General features: G+C 65.6%; 19 protein-coding genes. 4 read left to right on the top strand and 15 right to left on the bottom strand.

Translation table 11 applies throughout. The features are described 5' to 3' along the window. Positions 1-2: 2 nt before the first annotated feature. The 7 genes from AHIS1636_RS15940 to AHIS1636_RS15910 all read right to left on the bottom strand — a co-directional run bounded on the left by AHIS1636_RS15940 (position 3) and on the right by AHIS1636_RS15910 (position 4,704). The gene (locus tag AHIS1636_RS15940) at positions 3-581 is read right to left on the bottom strand and encodes a signal peptidase I (RefSeq protein ID WP_264796829.1); all 579 of its coding nucleotides are present in this window, start codon (positions 579-581) and stop codon (positions 3-5) included. Positions 582-654: 73 nt separating this feature from the next. Beyond that, the gene (locus tag AHIS1636_RS15935) at positions 655-1,200 is read right to left on the bottom strand and encodes a TasA family protein (RefSeq protein ID WP_264796828.1); all 546 of its coding nucleotides are present in this window, start codon (positions 1,198-1,200) and stop codon (positions 655-657) included. A 195-nt stretch (positions 1,201-1,395) separates the two neighbouring features. Then, positions 1,396-2,262, bottom strand: coding sequence for an ABC transporter permease (locus AHIS1636_RS15930; protein ID WP_264796827.1), 867 nt, complete (start codon positions 2,260-2,262; stop codon positions 1,396-1,398). A 10-nt stretch (positions 2,263-2,272) separates the two neighbouring features. After that, positions 2,273-3,217: an ABC transporter ATP-binding protein gene (locus AHIS1636_RS15925; RefSeq protein WP_264796826.1), complete on the bottom strand. Its 945-nt coding sequence runs from the start codon at positions 3,215-3,217 to the stop codon at positions 2,273-2,275. Positions 3,218-3,243: 26 nt separating this feature from the next. Then, a complete protein-coding gene (locus AHIS1636_RS15920) occupies positions 3,244-3,537 on the bottom strand; it encodes a transcriptional regulator (RefSeq protein ID WP_264796825.1) in 294 nt (97 codons plus the stop codon). Positions 3,538-3,539: 2 nt separating this feature from the next. Then, positions 3,540-4,208, bottom strand: a complete 669-nt coding sequence (locus AHIS1636_RS15915; protein ID WP_264796824.1) for a hypothetical protein — start codon at positions 4,206-4,208, stop codon at positions 3,540-3,542. A 136-nt stretch (positions 4,209-4,344) separates the two neighbouring features. Continuing rightward, on the bottom strand, positions 4,345-4,704 hold the full coding sequence (locus AHIS1636_RS15910) for a winged helix DNA-binding protein (protein ID WP_264796823.1): 360 nt from the start codon (positions 4,702-4,704) through the stop codon (positions 4,345-4,347). A 351-nt stretch (positions 4,705-5,055) separates the two neighbouring features. Between AHIS1636_RS15910 and AHIS1636_RS15905 the strand changes: the two genes are divergently transcribed. Continuing rightward, positions 5,056-5,508 carry an SRPBCC domain-containing protein gene (locus tag AHIS1636_RS15905; RefSeq protein ID WP_264796822.1) on the top strand — a complete coding sequence of 151 codons (453 nt, stop codon included), beginning with the start codon at positions 5,056-5,058 and terminating at the stop codon, positions 5,506-5,508. Positions 5,509-5,944: 436 nt separating this feature from the next. Here AHIS1636_RS15905 and AHIS1636_RS15900 read toward each other — a convergent pair whose 3' ends face one another. Next, entirely contained in the window at positions 5,945-6,109 is a 165-nt protein-coding gene (locus AHIS1636_RS15900; protein WP_264796821.1) for a copper resistance protein CopC, read from the bottom strand. A 366-nt stretch (positions 6,110-6,475) separates the two neighbouring features. Here AHIS1636_RS15900 and AHIS1636_RS15895 point away from each other — a divergent pair, with 366 nt between their 5' ends. Continuing rightward, positions 6,476-7,360, top strand: a complete 885-nt coding sequence (locus AHIS1636_RS15895; RefSeq protein WP_309298619.1) for an aldo/keto reductase — start codon at positions 6,476-6,478, stop codon at positions 7,358-7,360. 623 nt (positions 7,361-7,983) lie between these two features. Here AHIS1636_RS15895 and AHIS1636_RS15890 read toward each other — a convergent pair. The 5 genes from AHIS1636_RS15890 to AHIS1636_RS15870 form a co-directional block, all read right to left on the bottom strand. Continuing rightward, the gene (locus AHIS1636_RS15890) at positions 7,984-8,220 is read right to left on the bottom strand and encodes a hypothetical protein (protein ID WP_264796820.1); all 237 of its coding nucleotides are present in this window, start codon (positions 8,218-8,220) and stop codon (positions 7,984-7,986) included. A 27-nt stretch (positions 8,221-8,247) separates the two neighbouring features. Next, on the bottom strand, positions 8,248-8,742 hold the full coding sequence (locus tag AHIS1636_RS15885; protein WP_264796819.1) for a hypothetical protein: 495 nt from the start codon (positions 8,740-8,742) through the stop codon (positions 8,248-8,250). Between the two features lie 377 nt (positions 8,743-9,119). Further along, on the bottom strand, positions 9,120-10,082 hold the full coding sequence (locus AHIS1636_RS15880) for a response regulator (RefSeq protein WP_264796818.1): 963 nt from the start codon (positions 10,080-10,082) through the stop codon (positions 9,120-9,122). Between the two features lie 475 nt (positions 10,083-10,557). Further along, positions 10,558-10,983: a MarR family winged helix-turn-helix transcriptional regulator gene (locus AHIS1636_RS15875; RefSeq protein ID WP_264796817.1), complete on the bottom strand. Its 426-nt coding sequence runs from the start codon at positions 10,981-10,983 to the stop codon at positions 10,558-10,560. Positions 10,984-11,311: 328 nt separating this feature from the next. Then, on the bottom strand, positions 11,312-11,533 hold the full coding sequence (locus AHIS1636_RS15870; RefSeq protein WP_264796816.1) for a hypothetical protein: 222 nt from the start codon (positions 11,531-11,533) through the stop codon (positions 11,312-11,314). A 299-nt stretch (positions 11,534-11,832) separates the two neighbouring features. Here AHIS1636_RS15870 and AHIS1636_RS15865 point away from each other — a divergent pair, with 299 nt between their 5' ends. Together AHIS1636_RS15865 and AHIS1636_RS15860 are read left to right on the top strand one after the other, a co-directional pair. Further along, positions 11,833-12,216: a hypothetical protein gene (locus AHIS1636_RS15865; RefSeq protein WP_264796815.1), complete on the top strand. Its 384-nt coding sequence runs from the start codon at positions 11,833-11,835 to the stop codon at positions 12,214-12,216. Next, positions 12,216-12,980: an RES domain-containing protein gene (locus AHIS1636_RS15860; RefSeq protein WP_264796813.1), complete on the top strand. Its 765-nt coding sequence runs from the start codon at positions 12,216-12,218 to the stop codon at positions 12,978-12,980. The genes AHIS1636_RS15865 and AHIS1636_RS15860 overlap by 1 nt, the downstream gene beginning before the upstream one ends. Before the next feature lie 106 nt (positions 12,981-13,086). Here the strand turns inward: AHIS1636_RS15860 and AHIS1636_RS15855 are convergent, their stop codons facing one another. Beyond that, complete coding sequence (locus tag AHIS1636_RS15855) at positions 13,087-13,275, bottom strand: helix-hairpin-helix domain-containing protein (protein ID WP_264796812.1); 189 nt, start codon at positions 13,273-13,275, stop codon at positions 13,087-13,089. Positions 13,276-13,519: 244 nt separating this feature from the next. Next, the gene (glgX, locus tag AHIS1636_RS15850) at positions 13,520-15,727 is read right to left on the bottom strand and encodes a glycogen debranching protein GlgX (RefSeq protein ID WP_264796811.1); all 2,208 of its coding nucleotides are present in this window, start codon (positions 15,725-15,727) and stop codon (positions 13,520-13,522) included. Between the last annotated feature and the right edge of the window lie 528 nt (positions 15,728-16,255).

Raw genomic sequence — 16,255 nt, 5'->3', positions numbered from 1 at the left:
TTTCAGGCCCGCCCGGGGTCTCCCGCGGGGGCCAATTGGTCTGCGTCAAGCGTCTTCGGCCGCAGCCCGCGGATAAGGTCTACCAGGAAGAGGGCGGCGACGGCGCCGGCCGGGACGCCGATCATGAGCATCCGCTGGTTTTTGTCGGCCAAGGCGATGAATACATAGCCGGCGTACGGCACGGTGGTCACAACCCGGGGCTGGGTGGGCTCATCGAGCCGGAACTCCCATGGGTCCTGCGAACTGTTCGCGTCGCCCTTAGTCCGGTAGACCGGCCCCTCTGCCGAGGCTTCGATACTGACGATCCGGTGCGTGACCAGGTGGCTGATCCCTGAATCGGGCGGCGGCATGTAGGTGATGACATCGCCGACCTGCAGCTGGTCCACCGGGACCTGTTCCTCGAAGGCCAGCGAACCGCGCTCGAAGGTGCCTGACATCGAGGTTCCCGTGATGACGTAGCGCTCGATGCCCAGCAGCCCGGGAACCAGGACGGCGGCGGCGGCGGCGATGCCCAGCACGGCGGCCAGGTTGAGGACGCTGCCGAGGAGCCGCCGGCGCCAGGCGCCTTGTGTGCGTGCCATGTCAGGCCTTTCGGGGTTGAGGGTGGACCGCCGCGGCCCACGGGGGATGGACCGCGGCGGCGGACCGTGGTGGTTACGGCTGGGTGTACGCCTGGCCCGCGGCCTGGGTGGAGCCCCATGTGTACTCGGCCGTAGCGGTCTTGCCCTGCTCGGTGTTACCGGCGGCCGGGGACAACGTCGCGGTGAAGACGAAGTCGCGCGCTTCGCCCGCTGCCCAGGAGCCGAGGTCCTTGGTGCCCAGCGCTCCCAGCGCGCCCGAGTAGACCGTGGACGAGTTCTTGGTATCGGTGACCTTCAGGGTCAGCAGCGCGGGGTCCGTGAAGCCGTTGGTGGCCGTCTCTTTCAGGGTGAAGGACGCCGGCAAGGAACCGGAGTTGGTGATGGTCACGGATCCGGTGACGCTATCGCCGGGCTTGAGGTTGCTCATGTTGAACACGGCCTTATCAGCCTTGCTGTTGGTCTGGGAGAGCGAGCCGGCCGTGAAGGCGTTGCCGCTATTGACCGAGCTGGCGGCGAAGTCGGCACCCGAACCGACGGCGACCGCGCCGGCGACGAGCAGGCCGGCGAGCGGGATCAGGATGCGGCTGCGGCGGGCGGTGGAAGTGGTTGCCTTAGTCATGGGATTTCCCTTTCGGAAGGAGCGGCTTGCTGTTGGGTAAAACGTTATTCAGGCCACCGCTACAGAAATCCCACAAAATCCACCCGGAACTTCCACCGTTCCTCCACAAACGGCAACACCCGCCCTAGACGCAACAGGCAGACGCTCAAGTCACCGCTGCCCTCACGGCAACAGCCCACGCCAGGCGGGCGGAACTTACCGGAAGTGGCGGCCCTGGTCGCGCCGGTTGGCCCACAGCGCCAGCCCGCCCAGCAGTACCGTCCACACGATCAGGCACAGGACCGAACCTGCGTGCAGGCCCTCCCCGCTCAGGGCAAACACCGAGACATCGCGCGCGGCCCGGGACGGCAGGATCAGGGAGAACACGTCGAGCCAGTACGGGAAGGCCGCCGGCGGCAGCATCATCCCGCCGGCGAAGGCCATCGGGAAGAACACCACCTGGGTCACCGCCACGGCCACCTTGGAGGTGCACAGGTAGCCGATGAACAGCCCGAGTGCCAGGAACGGCAGCCCGCAGGCCAGCCACACCAGCACGGCCAGCGGCACCCGCCACCAGGACAGGCCGCCGTCGCCGAACGCCTCCGGCGCGGCGGTCAGCAGCGCCCCGATCACGAGCACCGGCAGAAGCGCGAAGAACGCGAACAGCATGGCCGGCAGCGCCCGGGCAATAGTCGGCGGCACCGGCCCGACGGGCAGCGTGCGCAGGTAGCTGCTCCACGGGTTGGCCCGCTCCTCGGCGATGCCGATCCCGTAGTTGAACAGGAACGAGCTCATCACGCCGAATAGCGCCAGCTGCGCGATCGCGGTGAGCGACGCCAGCGGGTCGGCCGTGACGGACTCCTGCGGGATGACGAAGAACAGCAGAGCGAGCGTCGGAAAGACGGTGGACGAGATGACGGCGACGGGGATCCGCAGCTGCTCGAGGATCTGTGCCTTCGAGTGCGCCAGGACCAGCGCGGCCCGGGCCGGCGCGGCGGTGGCAGCCGCGTCGGGCTTCTGTCGGGCGGCCCCGGGTTCGGAAGGTGTGGGCCGGGCCGGAGTGGGCCGGATCAGGGCGCTCATGCTGGTTCCTTCACGGTCTCGGAGGTTTCCGGATGGCGGGTGAGTGCCACGAAGGCTTCCTCGAGGGTGGCGGCGTGGACTTCGAGGCCGCTGAATTCGATGCCGTCGCCGACCAGCCGGCGCACCGTCGCGTCGGCGTCCTGGGTGACCACGGTGGTCGTTCCGGCGCCCGAAGCGGACGTGCTGACCGTGTGCGGCCAAGTGTCGAAGGACGACGACGGCAGCGGGCTTCTAACGTGACCTTGCTGATGGCCACGTGGCTGCGGATATCGTCCACGCTGCCGTCGGCGATGACGGTCCCGCGGTCGACGACCACGACCCGGCTCGCCAGGGCCTGGATTTCTTCGAGGTAGTGGCTGGTGATCAGCAGGGTGCCGCCTTGGCTGCGGTAGTCCCGCAGCTGCTGCCACAAGGTCTCCCGAGCGTCGACGTCCAGGCCGGTGGTCGGCTCGTCGAGGACCACCAGCCGCGGCCGCCCGACCAGGGCCAGGGCAACGAGCAGGCGGCGCTGCTGTCCGCCGGAGAGGGCCCCGCATTGTTTGTCCGCCATGTCTGCCAGGCCGAAGCGGACCAGCAGTTCGGCCGTGGGGGTCGGTTCCGGGTAGTGGGCGGCGACGAAGTCCACGGTTTCGCGCAGCTTCAGGGTCTGCGGGACAGAGGTGGCCTGCGGGGTGATGCCCAGCTGCAGCCGGGACTTCGGGTCCAGCGGATTCCGCCCGAACATCTCGACCGAGCCGGCATCGGGCCGGCGGAGTCCGCAGAGCAGGCTGATCAGCGTGGACTTTCCGGCGCCGTTCGGGCCCAGCAGGCCTACCGCTTCGCCGGCGTTGATGGACAGGCTGAGCCCGTTGAGGGCCTTGGCCCTGCCGAAGCTTTTGGTGACATCCGTAGCCGCGGCGAGTACCGGCGTCGTACTTTCACCGGGTGCTGCCAAGGTTGGTGCAGGGACTGGCATGTGTTTGCTCCTTGGATAGATGCGGTTCAGGCGCCGCCGAGCAGTTCCTGCAGCGCGGCGCGGTAGGCGGCGTAGGCGGCACGGCCCTTGGGCGTGATCCCGACGTAGGTGGCCGGCGTCCGGCCTTCGATGGTCTTGGTGACCTCGACGTAGCCGGCGTCCTCGAGCTTGCGCAGGTGCGTCGAGAGGTTGCCGGCGGTCATCTCGAGGATCTTGCGGAGTTTGGTGAAGGCGATCTTGTCCCGCTCCCCCACCTGGTTCAGCACCGTGATGGTGCGCAGCCGGGACTCGGCATGGATTACCGGGTCGAGTTCGGGCACGGTCAGGCACCTGCCCTCGGACTGCGGCGCCGGATGCTGCCTGCAACCGCTGCGCCGAAGAAGCCAAGCGGACCGAGGACGGCCAGCACGGTCAAGAAGTGCAGCGGCCCGGCCAGCAGCGACACGACGTTCACCACGAGGAACCAGACGCCCAGGACGGCCTGGTTCCGGTCGTTGAACATCGCGCCGCCGGCCAGGTACATCAGCCCGACGATCAGGATCGCGATCCCGTTCAGAGCCATGCTGCGCAGCCAGAAATCCGCTGTCATGGCCCCCACGACGGCGCCCAGGCAGCCCATGGTCAGGAAACCCAGCGCCCACCCGCCCCCGTACAAGGCACCGAGGTAGGACGAATGGCCGCGGATCACCCGGTTCCGGCGGCTGATGAGCACCACCGTGGAAACCAAGGCCGCCAGGATGCAGCCTCCGTGAACCGCCAGCCCCTGCCCGCTGCCCACCGGCAGCCAGCCAAACCGGGACCCGTGCAGGGTGCCATAGCCGAGCAGCCAGGCGGTCCCCCATATCACGTAGATCACCGCCTCGTTGCCGTACAGCTCCTGCCGGGCCTTCGCTTCCGCATCGTTGACCAGACGGAAAGCGGCGTGCAGGTCGAGCGGCGCCTCCTGGGGCTCGCCGCCGGAAACGGAGTGGTCATGGGATGGTGATGTCACGACTCTTCCAACCTCTTGTTCGGGTCTTCACAAACTAGTTTGCACTACAAAGTAGTTTGCATCAAGAGGCAGCTGCGCAGGCGCGCGCAACGGGCTGCTGGCCCCGCGGGATTCAGACCGGCACCATCGATGCCGATTACGGTTCCCGTGCTCCCGCGATGCTGCCCGCTGGGTGATGGAGTCTCACGGGGAGGATGAACCTTGAGTCCTCCCCGTCAAGAACAGGGGGCTGGTTCCCGCGCCGGGTGCGCATCTCCGGCGTCCGCCAGCCCCAGCAGTCAGCGCCGAGCCGCCGGATGACGACTGTCAGCCTGTCGCGCATACCCTCCGCCTGACCCTCGCCTCCGGGCACCACCGTCCGCTCAAGCTCCCGGGCCTGCACCAGCACCGCTCTCCCGAGGTCGGAAACGGCCACCCGATGGGAGCGCCTGTCCACCTGATTCGGCATCCGGGTGATGTGCCCGTGCTCCTCCAGCCTCGACAAGGTCTTCCCCATGGTCTGCGTGCACGCGCACGCCGGCAGGGACCGCAGCCTGCACCATGGGACCGCCGGCGTCGAGAGCTTCCGACGCAATTCTCCCGGCATGGATCAGGCCCAGGGATGTGAGCTGTTCATCTCAGGCATGCTCGACCATTCGCGCGGCAGTGGACAACAACCGTGCCGTCGGCCAGTTGCTAAGGTCCGGCATCTCTCCACTATGGCAGCATGCGCTGCAACGGAGGCGCCCGGCGCACGACCGGGCTCGAAACCGCACGGTTCGAGCGGCTAACGGCACATCTGGTGGACGCCACCGGCCCGTATGCTGGCATGGACCGGCCAGTATCTGATCGAAAGTCTGAGGCAAGCATGGCATCCGCGCACGAGGGAACCGCGACCACCCACCGCACCACGTTCAGCCGCACCACCAGCGTCCAACGCGCCATCAGTGCGGAACCGGCCACCATATGGAGCCTGCTCACCACCGCTGCGGCCTACCCGCAGTGGAACTCGACCGTCCTGTCCCTCGACGGAGCGATCAGGCAAGGCGGCAGGATCCGGCTGGTTTCCGCCCTGGCCCCCGAACGCCCCTTCACCCTCAGAATCAAGCAATGCGAGCCGCCCGCCCGCCTCGTATGGGGCGACGCCATGGGAACGCGCACCTTCAGCCTCTCCCCCGCCGGCCCGGGGACCACCCTGTTTCGGATGACCGAGCGCATCGGAGGCCCGCTCTTCCCGCTCTTCGCCGGCAAAATCCCGGACTTCGATGACAGCTTCACCCGGTTCGCCGCCGACCTGAAAACCGCCGCCGAAGCCTCCTGAACTCAACCGGATAACCCCCGGTTCTATATCGATGCGAAGCTCCAAACGACGGTCACTGCGCCCGCAAAGACATCGATATGCGGCGGCCTTCTGCAGACAAACCCAGGGGCAGCCGATGACGACGCATATGACGCAAGGTCTGCCTGACATACAGAGACGGGTACCCGGCTTCTCCATTCCACGGACAGCAGCCGTAAAGGACTTGAAGCGGCCACATATTATGCAGCTGCTTCCCGGGATTGCCGGCACTGCCGGGTGCGTACATTGATGCCAGGGGGGAACCGGCCGATTGGCCGGTTCCCCTGTCTGTTAGCCGGATCGTTTTGCGGACGAGTCTGCGCACGCCAAGGGCGATGACCGCTACCGTCACGCCAGTACGGCGGCAGCAGTGAAAACTACCGTCCCGGTCGGGAAGGCCGTGCCGGCGGCAACAGATTCAGTGTCCCGCACCGCATCGGCAGATGCGGGCGCCCGACCTTCCCCGCCGGCCGTCGCGGTAAACCCGTAATTTCCCTCGGGGGTGGGAGTCGTAGGAGACCACGCGCCAGGAGACGGTGTAGTCCCCGCCGGGAGCATCGGGGCTGATGGGCTGGTTGACCACCAGGCAACGATTATCGGCGCTGAACCGCCGCCGCCCGGCACACGGCCGCCGCCCCCGTCCGGCAAATCAGAGCCATAGGTCCTCCAGCAGCCAGCGCCTGAACGCAAAACCGGAACCACCCCGCAACCGCTACCGGCGCCTACGTCTGGTGAACCTTTATGTAGCGGCCCGCGTAGGTGTATTTGCTCTGGCCCGGCCGCGTCGAGGGGCGCGCCGAGGAGTGCCCGCGCGGTCGAGACGGCAACGGACTGTGGGTGGGGTTCCTCCTGACGGCGGACCCGCGGGTGCCATATCCTGACTGGGGCCGGTCATGCGCGGTGGTGGCCTGAGGGGGAGAAATGAAGCAGCGGACGCTCGGAAAAAGGGCTGTCAGTATCCGAGATCAGCTTCGGCGCTGGCGGATACTGGGGCATGAAGGCCTTCGACGACCGCCAGGCCGCGCGGCTGGTGGAACAGGCGCTCGACGGCGGGATCAACCTTTTCGACACCGGCCCCAATTACAGCCGTGGCCACGCCGAAGAACGGCTGGGTCGGATCCTCCGCGGCCGCGCCAAGCACCTGGTCATTTCCACCAAGGTGGGCTCGGTATGGTCGAAAGGGCGGAACACGAAGGATTTTTCGCCGGCTTCGATCGAACACAGCCTGCGGGAGAGCTTGCGGCGGCTGCACCTTGACCATCTGCCGCTGCTGCATTTCCATGGCTTTCCCAGCCCTGCCGACCCGGCGATCGAGACCCTGCTCAAGCTCAAGGACAAGGGCATGGTCGGCGAGCTGGGCGTATCCACCGGGCCGGGCGGCGCGAAGCGCGCCCTAAAGCTGGGGATCTTCGACTGCCTAATGGTCGAGTACAACCTCGTTGACCGCTCGCTGGCAACGATCATAGCGGCCGCGGGGAAGGCCGGGACCGGCATCATGATCAAATCGCCGCTGGCACAGACCCTCTACTCACGCGACATCTTCAAGATCTCCGCCCCAAGCGACGTCTGGTACCTGCTGCGCGCGCTGAAGAACCACCGGCACAAGTTCATCCAGGGCCGGAAATTCCGTTTCATCAACGACGTCGAAGGGCTCAAGGCCAGCCAGGTCGCCCTTGCCTACGTGCTCAACAACCCGCACGTCACCAGTGCCGTGGTCGGCACTGTGCGGCCGGAGCACCTGCAGACGAACCTCGAAACGACGGCCATCAAGCTCCCTGCAGACCTCCTGCACCGCATCGAACAGGCCGGAACCGCAACAAAGACAGCCGGCTGAACATACGCCGCAGCCCAAACTACCCGGCTGTAGACGGGCTTCCGGTATTTCCCCTGCTCTGGGAGGTGGCTGACCTAAAGACCTGGGCGTCCTCCACTTGCCCCGGCTATCCGCTGGAGGGCACGGCCGTCCCACTCGCCGGCTTCGCCGCTATCCTGGTCGCCGTAGACTGGAACGCCCTCGGCAAATAACCGCCTATCAGATCATCGAGCAAAGGAAGCCCCGCCACAGCGAGCAGCTGCGAGCGGTCAGCTGGCACTACCCTGAACCGCAAGGATCAGTGAATCAGCCGAAGTTCGACAGCCATATCCCTACGAAGATCAATGACAATACGGAGAGGAGAGCCACGATAGCGGCGAAACCCCAACGTCCTGTGCTCATGATTTCCCCCAATGCTCAGGAGAGCCTCCCAGCCCTCATCCGTGCACTTCCATACAGTTTGGCGCTAACGAGGTAATCCGGCAACAGCCGACGGCCACGCCCGGCGCCTACGACTCAGGCAGACGATCCGGGTACGACCCCGTCGAAGAGGTACCGATAACGGCGCATACGTCAACTTCCGGAGTCAAAGCAGCAAGGCTAAGTACAGCATCGAGAAGTAAGAGGAAAGGCCGATGCGGGCTTTATCCGTCCCTCAGGTCATCGGCCACCCGGTTCAGGTCCTGGACCCAGCCGGTTGAGCGGCTAACGGTTCCACCGGCGGCCTCAAAGTTGCTCAGCGCTGCCGCGATGTTGTCCAAGGCCATGGCGATATTGGTTTTGACCGTACGGTAGCCTTCGTTGGACCGGGGATCGGAGGATGCGGCGCGGAGCAGCTCGGCCCCGGCCCTGATAACCAGTGATGTCTCTGACTCGTTCATGCCCGTACTCCTGCCTGGTGATTGACTTTATGGATTTTCCGGGCCTAGCCCTGGCTGCCTGCCGTCCTGCCTAAGAAGTCCGGTGTGCACCCCGGTGGCGTATGCGGTGCCGATGGCCGGTGCCGCGTCCTGGAAAACGGTGCCCCCTCCGGGCAGGACCATGTAGGCCAGGAACTCCTGATCGAAGGAGACGATCCCCGAGGCTACGGCCTCCAGCTTCGCACGGATCAGCAGGGACAGTCTGTGCCAGCACCAGCGGGCCTGCTCCTCCACAGACTTAGTGCCCGTCCCCTGCCTGCGCGGCTGCAGCCGATCACCGACAGAACCGGCTAGGTCTGCCGAACCGGGAAGGGCGAGGACGAATCGGAACCGACGTTCACCGGCGGTGAAGGCGATGGCTACCCTGCCCTCCTCCCAGCCGCAGCGGAATCCGGTGGCACCGTAGTCGGTGAGCATGTCCTGGATTTCCACACGGGACGCGGCGCTGGTGATGGAAGCACCCCGGACATAATTAGTCGTCATATCTCAGCGTACGCCCGCCCGGCATCCCGGGCGGTTCGCCGGCGAAACCGCGACAGCGGCCCGGAAGGTGCTGGCGGCCGGGCGCAGCAAAGCCTGTCGGGCCGCGGGTCTCAGCCCGACAGGTTGCCGGAAGGGCACGACGGCTATGGGGGTTTGTCCGGGAGCCTTTCCGTATGCCGGGTGCCGATTGCCGCAAGGAGCCTGTGAACAAGACTGACACACCCCGCGCCAAGCACCCGATCACCGCACGCCACCGCCATCTGCCCGCAGTATGATGGCACGGCGCAGCCGGGAGCGCAGGCACCGGTGATCAAGGCCCGTATAGGCGGCCTGGTGACACTTCACTGGTTCCGCTTCGCACCCATCCGACAAAACCCCTACGTACTGCCCGGTCGAGGGCCGGTGACCGTCGGCCCGGTCCGGGTCAGGGTCAGGGCGTCGGCAAGCCGGGCCGCGTTTGCTGTCCGCGCTTCGTCCGTTGGCGGCACGGTGCCGGTTTCGCTGATGCAGTTCAGCAGCGCGGCCGTGACCTCGGGGATCAGTTCCGGGAACCGGCTGGACCGGTAGCCACGGTTTGCGGTGTCTTCCGAGTAATCCAGTGCCCTGGTGACGAGCACGGCGGCCTGCGTTCTGCGCGCCGCGCCCAGTTTCCGCAGGATGGTCGAGACCATGTTCTTCACGGTCTTTTCCGCCAGAGACATCTCCTGACTGATCTGGCGGTTGCTCTGCCCTTTCCCGAGGCCGATGGCGACGGTCATTTCCCGTTTAGTCAGAGTCAGGAGTCCCTCATCCGGCCGTTGCTGCCGAGACGGGGAGACCGGGGCCGTGATTACGGTTCGGAACCGGGCGCTGTACGCGGTGTGCCCTGCCAGGGCCCGTCGGATCAGCCTGAGTTGTTCGCTATTGTCATCTCCTTTGGACAGGCACCCCCACGCCCCGGCCAGAATGGCATCGATCAGCACCTGTTCGTCGCAGTCCCCGGTCATCAGCACGCACCTGATGCGCGCGTCCGCCACGGCGATGGCCCGGCACACGTCCGCACCGGCACCGTCCGGAAAATCGGCACCGATGATGACCAGCTCGGGGCGAAGGGCAGGGATCCGCCGGACCGCTTCGCGCGCAGACCCTGATTCCCCGGCGATACGGCGATCATCGAATTCCAATAGCTGGCGCAGGCCCCGCCTCACGACCTCGTGGTCGTCGAGCAGATAAACGCCCCGGGCCGTTAAAGGGTGCTTTGCGTGAAGTCCTGCACCAGTCATCGCTGTTGCCTTCCTTCGCCTTTGGCTGGAAGGCCTTAGTAGTGTTTCCACCGGCGCCGGGTGCACCGTACGAAACAAATCGATCCTGAACCGGCCCCTGCCGGGGGCGAATTCAAACGCGCAGGGTCTACTCCTTACGTTAGCCCTGATAGGGACCCGGCGATATGGCACCAAGGAAATAGTTCCCCTAGCCGGGAAGTCCCCCAGACCTGGCCGGGAAGTCCCCCAGACCTGCGCAGAGGACCGGTTCTCCTCACCCCGCCACAGGCGTGAAGCCAACCCCGGCACGGACACGCAGGGCTGAGCGTGGCCTACGGCGCGCCGGCCGCAGGCCCGGCGATGTTCGCCTCCATTGCTGACGGCAGCCGGCACCCACCAAAACCCGGGACAGTAATGATCGTCGTCATCGGACCCGATGCAGGCGATGATCTTCGGGGAGATATTTGACCGGTACATCGGTGCCCCAGGCCTAGGGGCAGCCAACACGCCGATGCCGGCGAATCTGTCCGGTTGGGAGCCCGATTCGTCGCGCTCACTCCGGGTCCCCCTCTATCTACCCCCAGCGGTCAGACCCAAGCCGGCGAATGACGGCCGCCAGCTTGTCGCGCAATTCCACCGCGTCGGCGTCCCCTCCGGGAGCCAACGTCAGCTCAAGCTCCCGGGCCCGAACCAGCACCGCTCTCCCGAGGTCGGAAACGGCCACCCGGTGGGAGCGCCTGTCCGCCTGATTCGGCACCCGCGTGATGTGCCCGTGAGCCTGCAGCCTCGATAAGGTCTTCCCCATGGTCTGCGCCTGCACGCGCACGCCGGCAGCGACCGCAGCCTGCACCATGGGACCGCCGGCATCGAGAACTTCCAACGCAATCCTCCCGGCATGGGTCAGGCCCAGGGATGCGAGCTGTTCATCCCAGGCATGCTCGACCAGTCGCGCGGCAGTGGACAACAACCGCGCCGTCGGCCAGTTGTTAAGGTCCGGCATCCCCCCACTATAGGCCGCATGCCCTGGAACGGAGCGCCCGGCGCATAATCGGCTCGAAGCCAGAGGATCCGGGTCGCTACGCGCGCGTGTGAATGTCCGCACCTTCCCTCTGCTGTTCGTGGGACGCTGCGTGCAGGCAGGAACGCGCATTTTCTCCGTCCGGAAGGATCGAAGGCTCTCGCGATCAGATGCGCCGGCGTCGCGGTGCCGAAGCAAAGCTTCATGAACGGTGGAAGCCCCCTGACGGGGACGGACAGAGCATTACCGGCAAAGAGACTGCCTGAAAGTCCCGGAACCGGTTATCAAGCATTGCCGCGGGAAACAACAGTCAGCCAGCCCGCCCGCAACCCTCTTGCCGGAAGGCGAGCACGAGGTCGACCAGCGCCTGCCTCATCAGGGTTTCCTGCCGTGCCCAACCCGCACGGCTGTTGCACTCCCTGAAGGCCTGTTCCTGTAACTCTGCCGACAAGCGGACCAGGTCGTCCACGGACAGTGAGCCCAGGTATTCAGGAAAGAACGCCTCCGGCAGGCAGTACGATTTGAGCACCATAAAACCATCGCTTCCTCCCCAACGCCTTGAGTCTAAATGCTTCCCCGGATTTGATGGCTTCCCCCTTTTGAGGTCCCAGGGAGGCCGAACCGGCAGCAGGAGCAGATCCGGCAGCTTGACTCAGACATCTGCAGATAACGGCGCACATGAGAGGAGAGCGCGGAAGACCTGGATCTCGGACAGCTCCATGGCCGCTCATCCGTAGCCTTCGCCGTCTTGACCCCAGGCGTGGCTTTTTGGTGGATTACTTGTGGCAGGACGGATAGAGTGGACTGACAGAGCAGGAGAGGAGCGACCCCATGAGTATTTCCATCGACATTGGCGCAGCCCACGCGGGCACCGCGCGGCTGGGCATCCGCGAGATCGTCCGCCAGCTCAACAGTTCCCTCGGCGCCACCCTGGTGGCGGCCCTCGCCGGCAGCAAGGATCCGAAGATCAGCTACAAGTGGGCCCGTACCGACGGCCCTGAGCCGAAGCCCGAAGCCCAGGCGCGCCTGCAGCTGGCCCACCGTGCATGGACGGCCGTCTCCAGCGTGGAAGGCGAGCACGTCGCCCGTCTCTGGTTCATCGGAGCCAACCCGTGGCTCGGCGAAGTATCTCCCATCCAGGCCATCAGCGAATTGCGCTCCAAGGAAGTGATGGACGCGGCGGTCGCCATGACCGAAGACCGGTTCGCCGGTTGATGCGAATCTGCACCGAAACCGGCCTGGCCCTCATCGACACCCGCTTGACCGGCTACCGGATCGCCAAGAGCTCCTACGGACCGCTGAACCCCCGACCCCGGCCGGACCTGCCAGGGACGAACCGCTCCGGATGGTCCCGCTTCGATACTCCGGGCACGACAATCTACCTGGCCGGCGACCGGCGGACAGCCTACGCCGAAACCCTCGCCCCCACCCGCGTCGGCGACCAGTTCAACTCCGCCGTCGCCTTCGCCGCCGAACAGTTCGGAATCACAAAAGAGAACGCCCAGAAGCTCGTGGAGGAGGACTGGGCCCGCAACGGCAACATGATGCCCGGCTGGCTGCCCGCGAGCTGGCGCGACGGACGGCTGATGTACCGGCTGCGCATGAACACCCTCGCCTCCTGGGTTGATCTCACCGCGGCCGAGTCCGTCGCCGCCCTCAACAGATTCCTCGGCGAGGCATTCGAGGAACAGCTCGGGATCGCCGGCATCACCCTGGGAACCCTAACGGGTGAGAACAGGGAAGCGACGACACTCATTGCCCAATGGATCCGTGAGCAGGTCCTCGACGACGGAAGCTACCCCGCCGGCGCGAAATTCCATTCAAAATTCGGCGGCGGCACCTGCTGGGCCTACTGGATGCGCCGCACCGATGACGGCCTTGGACCCGAACCGGTAGACATCATCAGCGAAGACGAGATCCAGCCACACGACGGTGACCTCGACTATGTACTGAGCCTCTATGGGGCCTCCTGCCGCTGACCTGACGGTCAACGTGTGCGGTCGCGAAAAGCCGATAACGGCGCATATGTCGTGACTCGGCATGCGTCTGTCGGTCATCGCTAGCTGCCGTCTTGAGCCGGCGGTTTTAGCTTCCTTGCTCCCGGGCTGTTCTGAGCAGCCGAATGGCCTTCGGGCCGATGCCGTGAAGACTCTTGAGCTCCTCCAGATCCTCGGGCAGGTCGGATATGGAGGAGTAGCCGGCATCAATGAGGGCACCGGCGGCCGGCCGGCCTACGTTGATGCCAGCGAACGTGGGCCCACGGTCTGGTTGCATGCGTTCAGTGTTCCACTTTGCGAATGGACAGTCCTCTTGGAATGGCGGAGGCCACGGCCCTGGCATTCGGTCCGGCTGCATGCCGCCGCAGCGGGCGAACGATTGCCAGCGGCTCCTCCTGCCAGGTCCTAACTAGAATGCCGCTCGGCGCAGGCCTTCTCCCAGGTACACAAGGTCCCTGGGACCAATGCCGATAACGGCGCATAGGTTCCGAGCGTTTGTGCAACGGTGCGGGAGTCCGTGCTCAGGATGGTTGCGTGCCGCCGGTGCGGGCGACGGTTCTGGTGCGGGCGCTGCGGGTGAGGATGGCAAGGGACGCGGCCACGGAGTGGTCCGGTTCCTCGGGCGGCGGGGTATGGGCCCGTAGGACCAGGACGGATTTGCCGGTGACGTCGATTTCACCGTCTGCGTCCAGGATCCGGCTGTCCGCGCGCTGGCCCGCGGTGTCGAGCACCTGTTCCCATTGCGCGGCGTATTCCGCCGGGGGCAGGGTGAACACGACAGGATTTTCGTTGGAGTTGAAGTAGAGCAGGAAGTTATCGTCGGTGATTGCCCGGCCGCGGTTGTCTTTACCGATCCAGGCGCCGTTATAGAACACGCCGATGGCCCGGGCCAGTTCCCGGTCCCAGTCCTCCGGGAGCATGGGGGAGGCGTCCAGGTTCAGCCAGACGATGTCCGGGAGGCGTTCGCCTTGGGAGCGGCGCACCGGCCGGCCCTGGAAAAACCTGCCCCGGCGGAAGGTGGGATGTTCGCGGCGCAGTCTGCTCACGGCGGCGGCGAATTCAGTCAGCGGCTGGTCGGTATCTTGCCAGTGTACCCAGGTCAGTTCGGAGTCCTGGCAGTATGCGTTGTTGTTGCCCTCCTGGGTGCGGCCGAGCTCGTCCCCGTGCAGCAGCATCGGCACGCCCTGGGACAGCAGCAGTGTGGCCAGGAAGTTGCGCTGCTGGCGTGCCCGCAGTGCCAGGACTTTCTCGTCCGCGGTCGGGCCCTCGATGCCGCAGTTCCAGGAGCGGTTGTGCGACTCGCCGTCGTTGTTGTGCTCACCGTTCGCCTCGTTGTGTTTCTCGTTGTACGAGACCAGGTCGCGCAGGGTGAAGCCGTCGTGTGCGGTGACGAAGTTGATCGAGGCCACCGGACGCCGGCCGGAATGCTCGTACAGGTCTGCCGACCCGGCCAGGCGGGAGGCGAATTCGCCCAGCGTGCCCGGTTCGCCACGCCAGAAGTCGCGCACCGCGTCCCGGTATTTGCCGTTCCACTCCGTCCACAGCGGCGGGAAGTTGCCGATCTGATACCCGCCCGGACCTACGTCCCAGGGTTCGGCGATCAGTTTCACCTGCGAGACGACCGGGTCCTGCTGCACGAGGTCGAAGAAGCTGGCAAGCCGGTCCACGTCGTAAAACTCGCGTGCCAAGGTCGCCGCGAGGTCAAAGCGGAAGCCGTCCACGTGCATCTCGGTTACCCAGTAGCGCAGCGAGTCCATGAGCAGCTGCAGCGAGTGCGGGTTACGGACATTGACCGTGTTCCCGGTGCCGGTGTAGTCCATGTAGTAGCGCCGGTCCTCCTCGACCAGCCGGTAGTAGGCCTCGTTGTCGATGCCCCGGAACGACAGTGTGGGCCCGAGGTGGTTGCCCTCGGCGGTGTGGTTGTACACCACGTCCAGGATGACCTCGATGCCCGCCTGGTGCAGGGAGCGCACCATGGCCTTGAATTCCTGGACCTGCTGCCCGGGCTCGCGCGTGGAGGCGTACGCGTGGTGCGGGGCGAAAAAGCCGATCGTGTTGTAGCCCCAATAGTTCGACAGACCCCTTTCCTGCAGGGTGCCGTCATGGACAAACTGGTGCACCGGCATCAGCTCGATCGCGGTGACGCCCAGCTTCTGCAGGTGCGCCACGACCGCGGGGTGCGCCACGCCGGCGAAGGTGCCCCGCTCCTCCTCCGGCACCTCCGGGTGCAGCATGGTCAGTCCCCGGACATGCGCCTCGTAGATCACGGTGTCGTTGTACGGGATGTTCGGGGGCCGGTCGCCCTGCCAGTCGAAGAACGGGCTGATCACCACCCCCTTGGCAGTGAAGGGCGCGGAATCAAGGTCGTTGAACGAGTCAGGATCACCGAAATTGTAGGAGAACATGGCCTGATCCCAGCTGATCGTGCCCGTTACGGCCTTCGCATAGGGATCAAGCAGCAGCTTGTGCGGGTTGCAGCGCAGTCCCTGGGCCGGGTCGTACGGGCCTTCGACGCGGTAGCCGTACAGCTGCCCGGGCAGCACATGAGGCAGATAGCAGTGCCAGACATAGGCATCGACCGCCTCCAACGCGATCCGGGTCTCGCCGCCGTCGTCGTCAAAGAGGCACAAGAAAACCTGCGTGGCGGCCCTGCTGAAGACAGCGAAGTTCGTGCCGTTGCCGTCATACGTGGCACCCAGAGGATACGCATTCCCTGCCCAGACCTCCACCGCTGCTGTCCGCCCCTTCCGGCCTCCGCACTAACGCCCCCCGGCATCGGAACGGAGGGCCACCTACACTAGTCGACGATTTATGCCGATCTTGGCAGCAGAGCCTGCTCCGCGCCGCTGTCCCGTCGCACCCTCTGCCTGGCAGAGACTGCATGTATGACCCGGGGTTGGTCGTCCTCGGCCGGCGCCAGCGTCGGCGCCCCGGCTTCACCCGGTACAGAACTCAAATCGATGATGTGGGCTGTCGCAGCAGCTTCACGAACCTGCATGACTGCTTTCGCTGCCGCCTGCTTGTCGGGGAACGAGCCGACAGCGCACAGGAGGCCACACTGCTCGTCGGTGAGCAGAAGACGGTAGCCACCTGTCCCATCACTGTGAATCTCGAACCTGCTGCTCACTGATTCCGCCTTCCTTCTCGAAACACGATGGCGCCGAATATTGCCATACAACTCATTCCGACTTCACTTCCGCCCCACCCAGAACATGCGGCGTCCGTGCGCTTAGTCATTTGTAAGCGGCCATGAAAAA

The organism is Arthrobacter mangrovi (genome assembly GCF_026011795.1).
Taxonomy (GTDB): Bacteria; Actinomycetota; Actinomycetes; order Actinomycetales; family Micrococcaceae; genus Crystallibacter; species Crystallibacter mangrovi.
The sequence above is the reverse complement of the archived record's forward strand: the minus strand, read 5'-3'. Positions and strand labels throughout refer to the sequence as shown.

Coding starts and splice junctions, on each gene's coding strand:
- AHIS1636_RS15860 (WP_264796813.1), top strand. CDS start 12,216: ATGCGAATCTGCACCGAAACCGGCCTGGCCCTCATCGACACCCGCTTG.
- AHIS1636_RS15875 (WP_264796817.1), bottom strand. CDS start 10,983: ATGCCGGACCTTAACAACTGGCCGACGGCGCGGTTGTTGTCCACTGCC.
- AHIS1636_RS15910 (WP_264796823.1), bottom strand. CDS start 4,704: ATGGGGAAGACCTTGTCGAGGCTGGAGGAGCACGGGCACATCACCCGG.
- AHIS1636_RS15890 (WP_264796820.1), bottom strand. CDS start 8,220: ATGAACGAGTCAGAGACATCACTGGTTATCAGGGCCGGGGCCGAGCTG.
- AHIS1636_RS15885 (WP_264796819.1), bottom strand. CDS start 8,742: ATGACGACTAATTATGTCCGGGGTGCTTCCATCACCAGCGCCGCGTCC.
- AHIS1636_RS15870 (WP_264796816.1), bottom strand. CDS start 11,533: ATGGTGCTCAAATCGTACTGCCTGCCGGAGGCGTTCTTTCCTGAATAC.
- AHIS1636_RS15925 (WP_264796826.1), bottom strand. CDS start 3,217: ATGCCAGTCCCTGCACCAACCTTGGCAGCACCCGGTGAAAGTACGACG.
- AHIS1636_RS15930 (WP_264796827.1), bottom strand. CDS start 2,262: ATGAGCGCCCTGATCCGGCCCACTCCGGCCCGGCCCACACCTTCCGAA.
- AHIS1636_RS15865 (WP_264796815.1), top strand. CDS start 11,833: ATGAGTATTTCCATCGACATTGGCGCAGCCCACGCGGGCACCGCGCGG.
- AHIS1636_RS15905 (WP_264796822.1), top strand. CDS start 5,056: ATGGCATCCGCGCACGAGGGAACCGCGACCACCCACCGCACCACGTTC.
- AHIS1636_RS15855 (WP_264796812.1), bottom strand. CDS start 13,275: ATGCAACCAGACCGTGGGCCCACGTTCGCTGGCATCAACGTAGGCCGG.
- AHIS1636_RS15935 (WP_264796828.1), bottom strand. CDS start 1,200: ATGACTAAGGCAACCACTTCCACCGCCCGCCGCAGCCGCATCCTGATC.
- AHIS1636_RS15940 (WP_264796829.1), bottom strand. CDS start 581: ATGGCACGCACACAAGGCGCCTGGCGCCGGCGGCTCCTCGGCAGCGTC.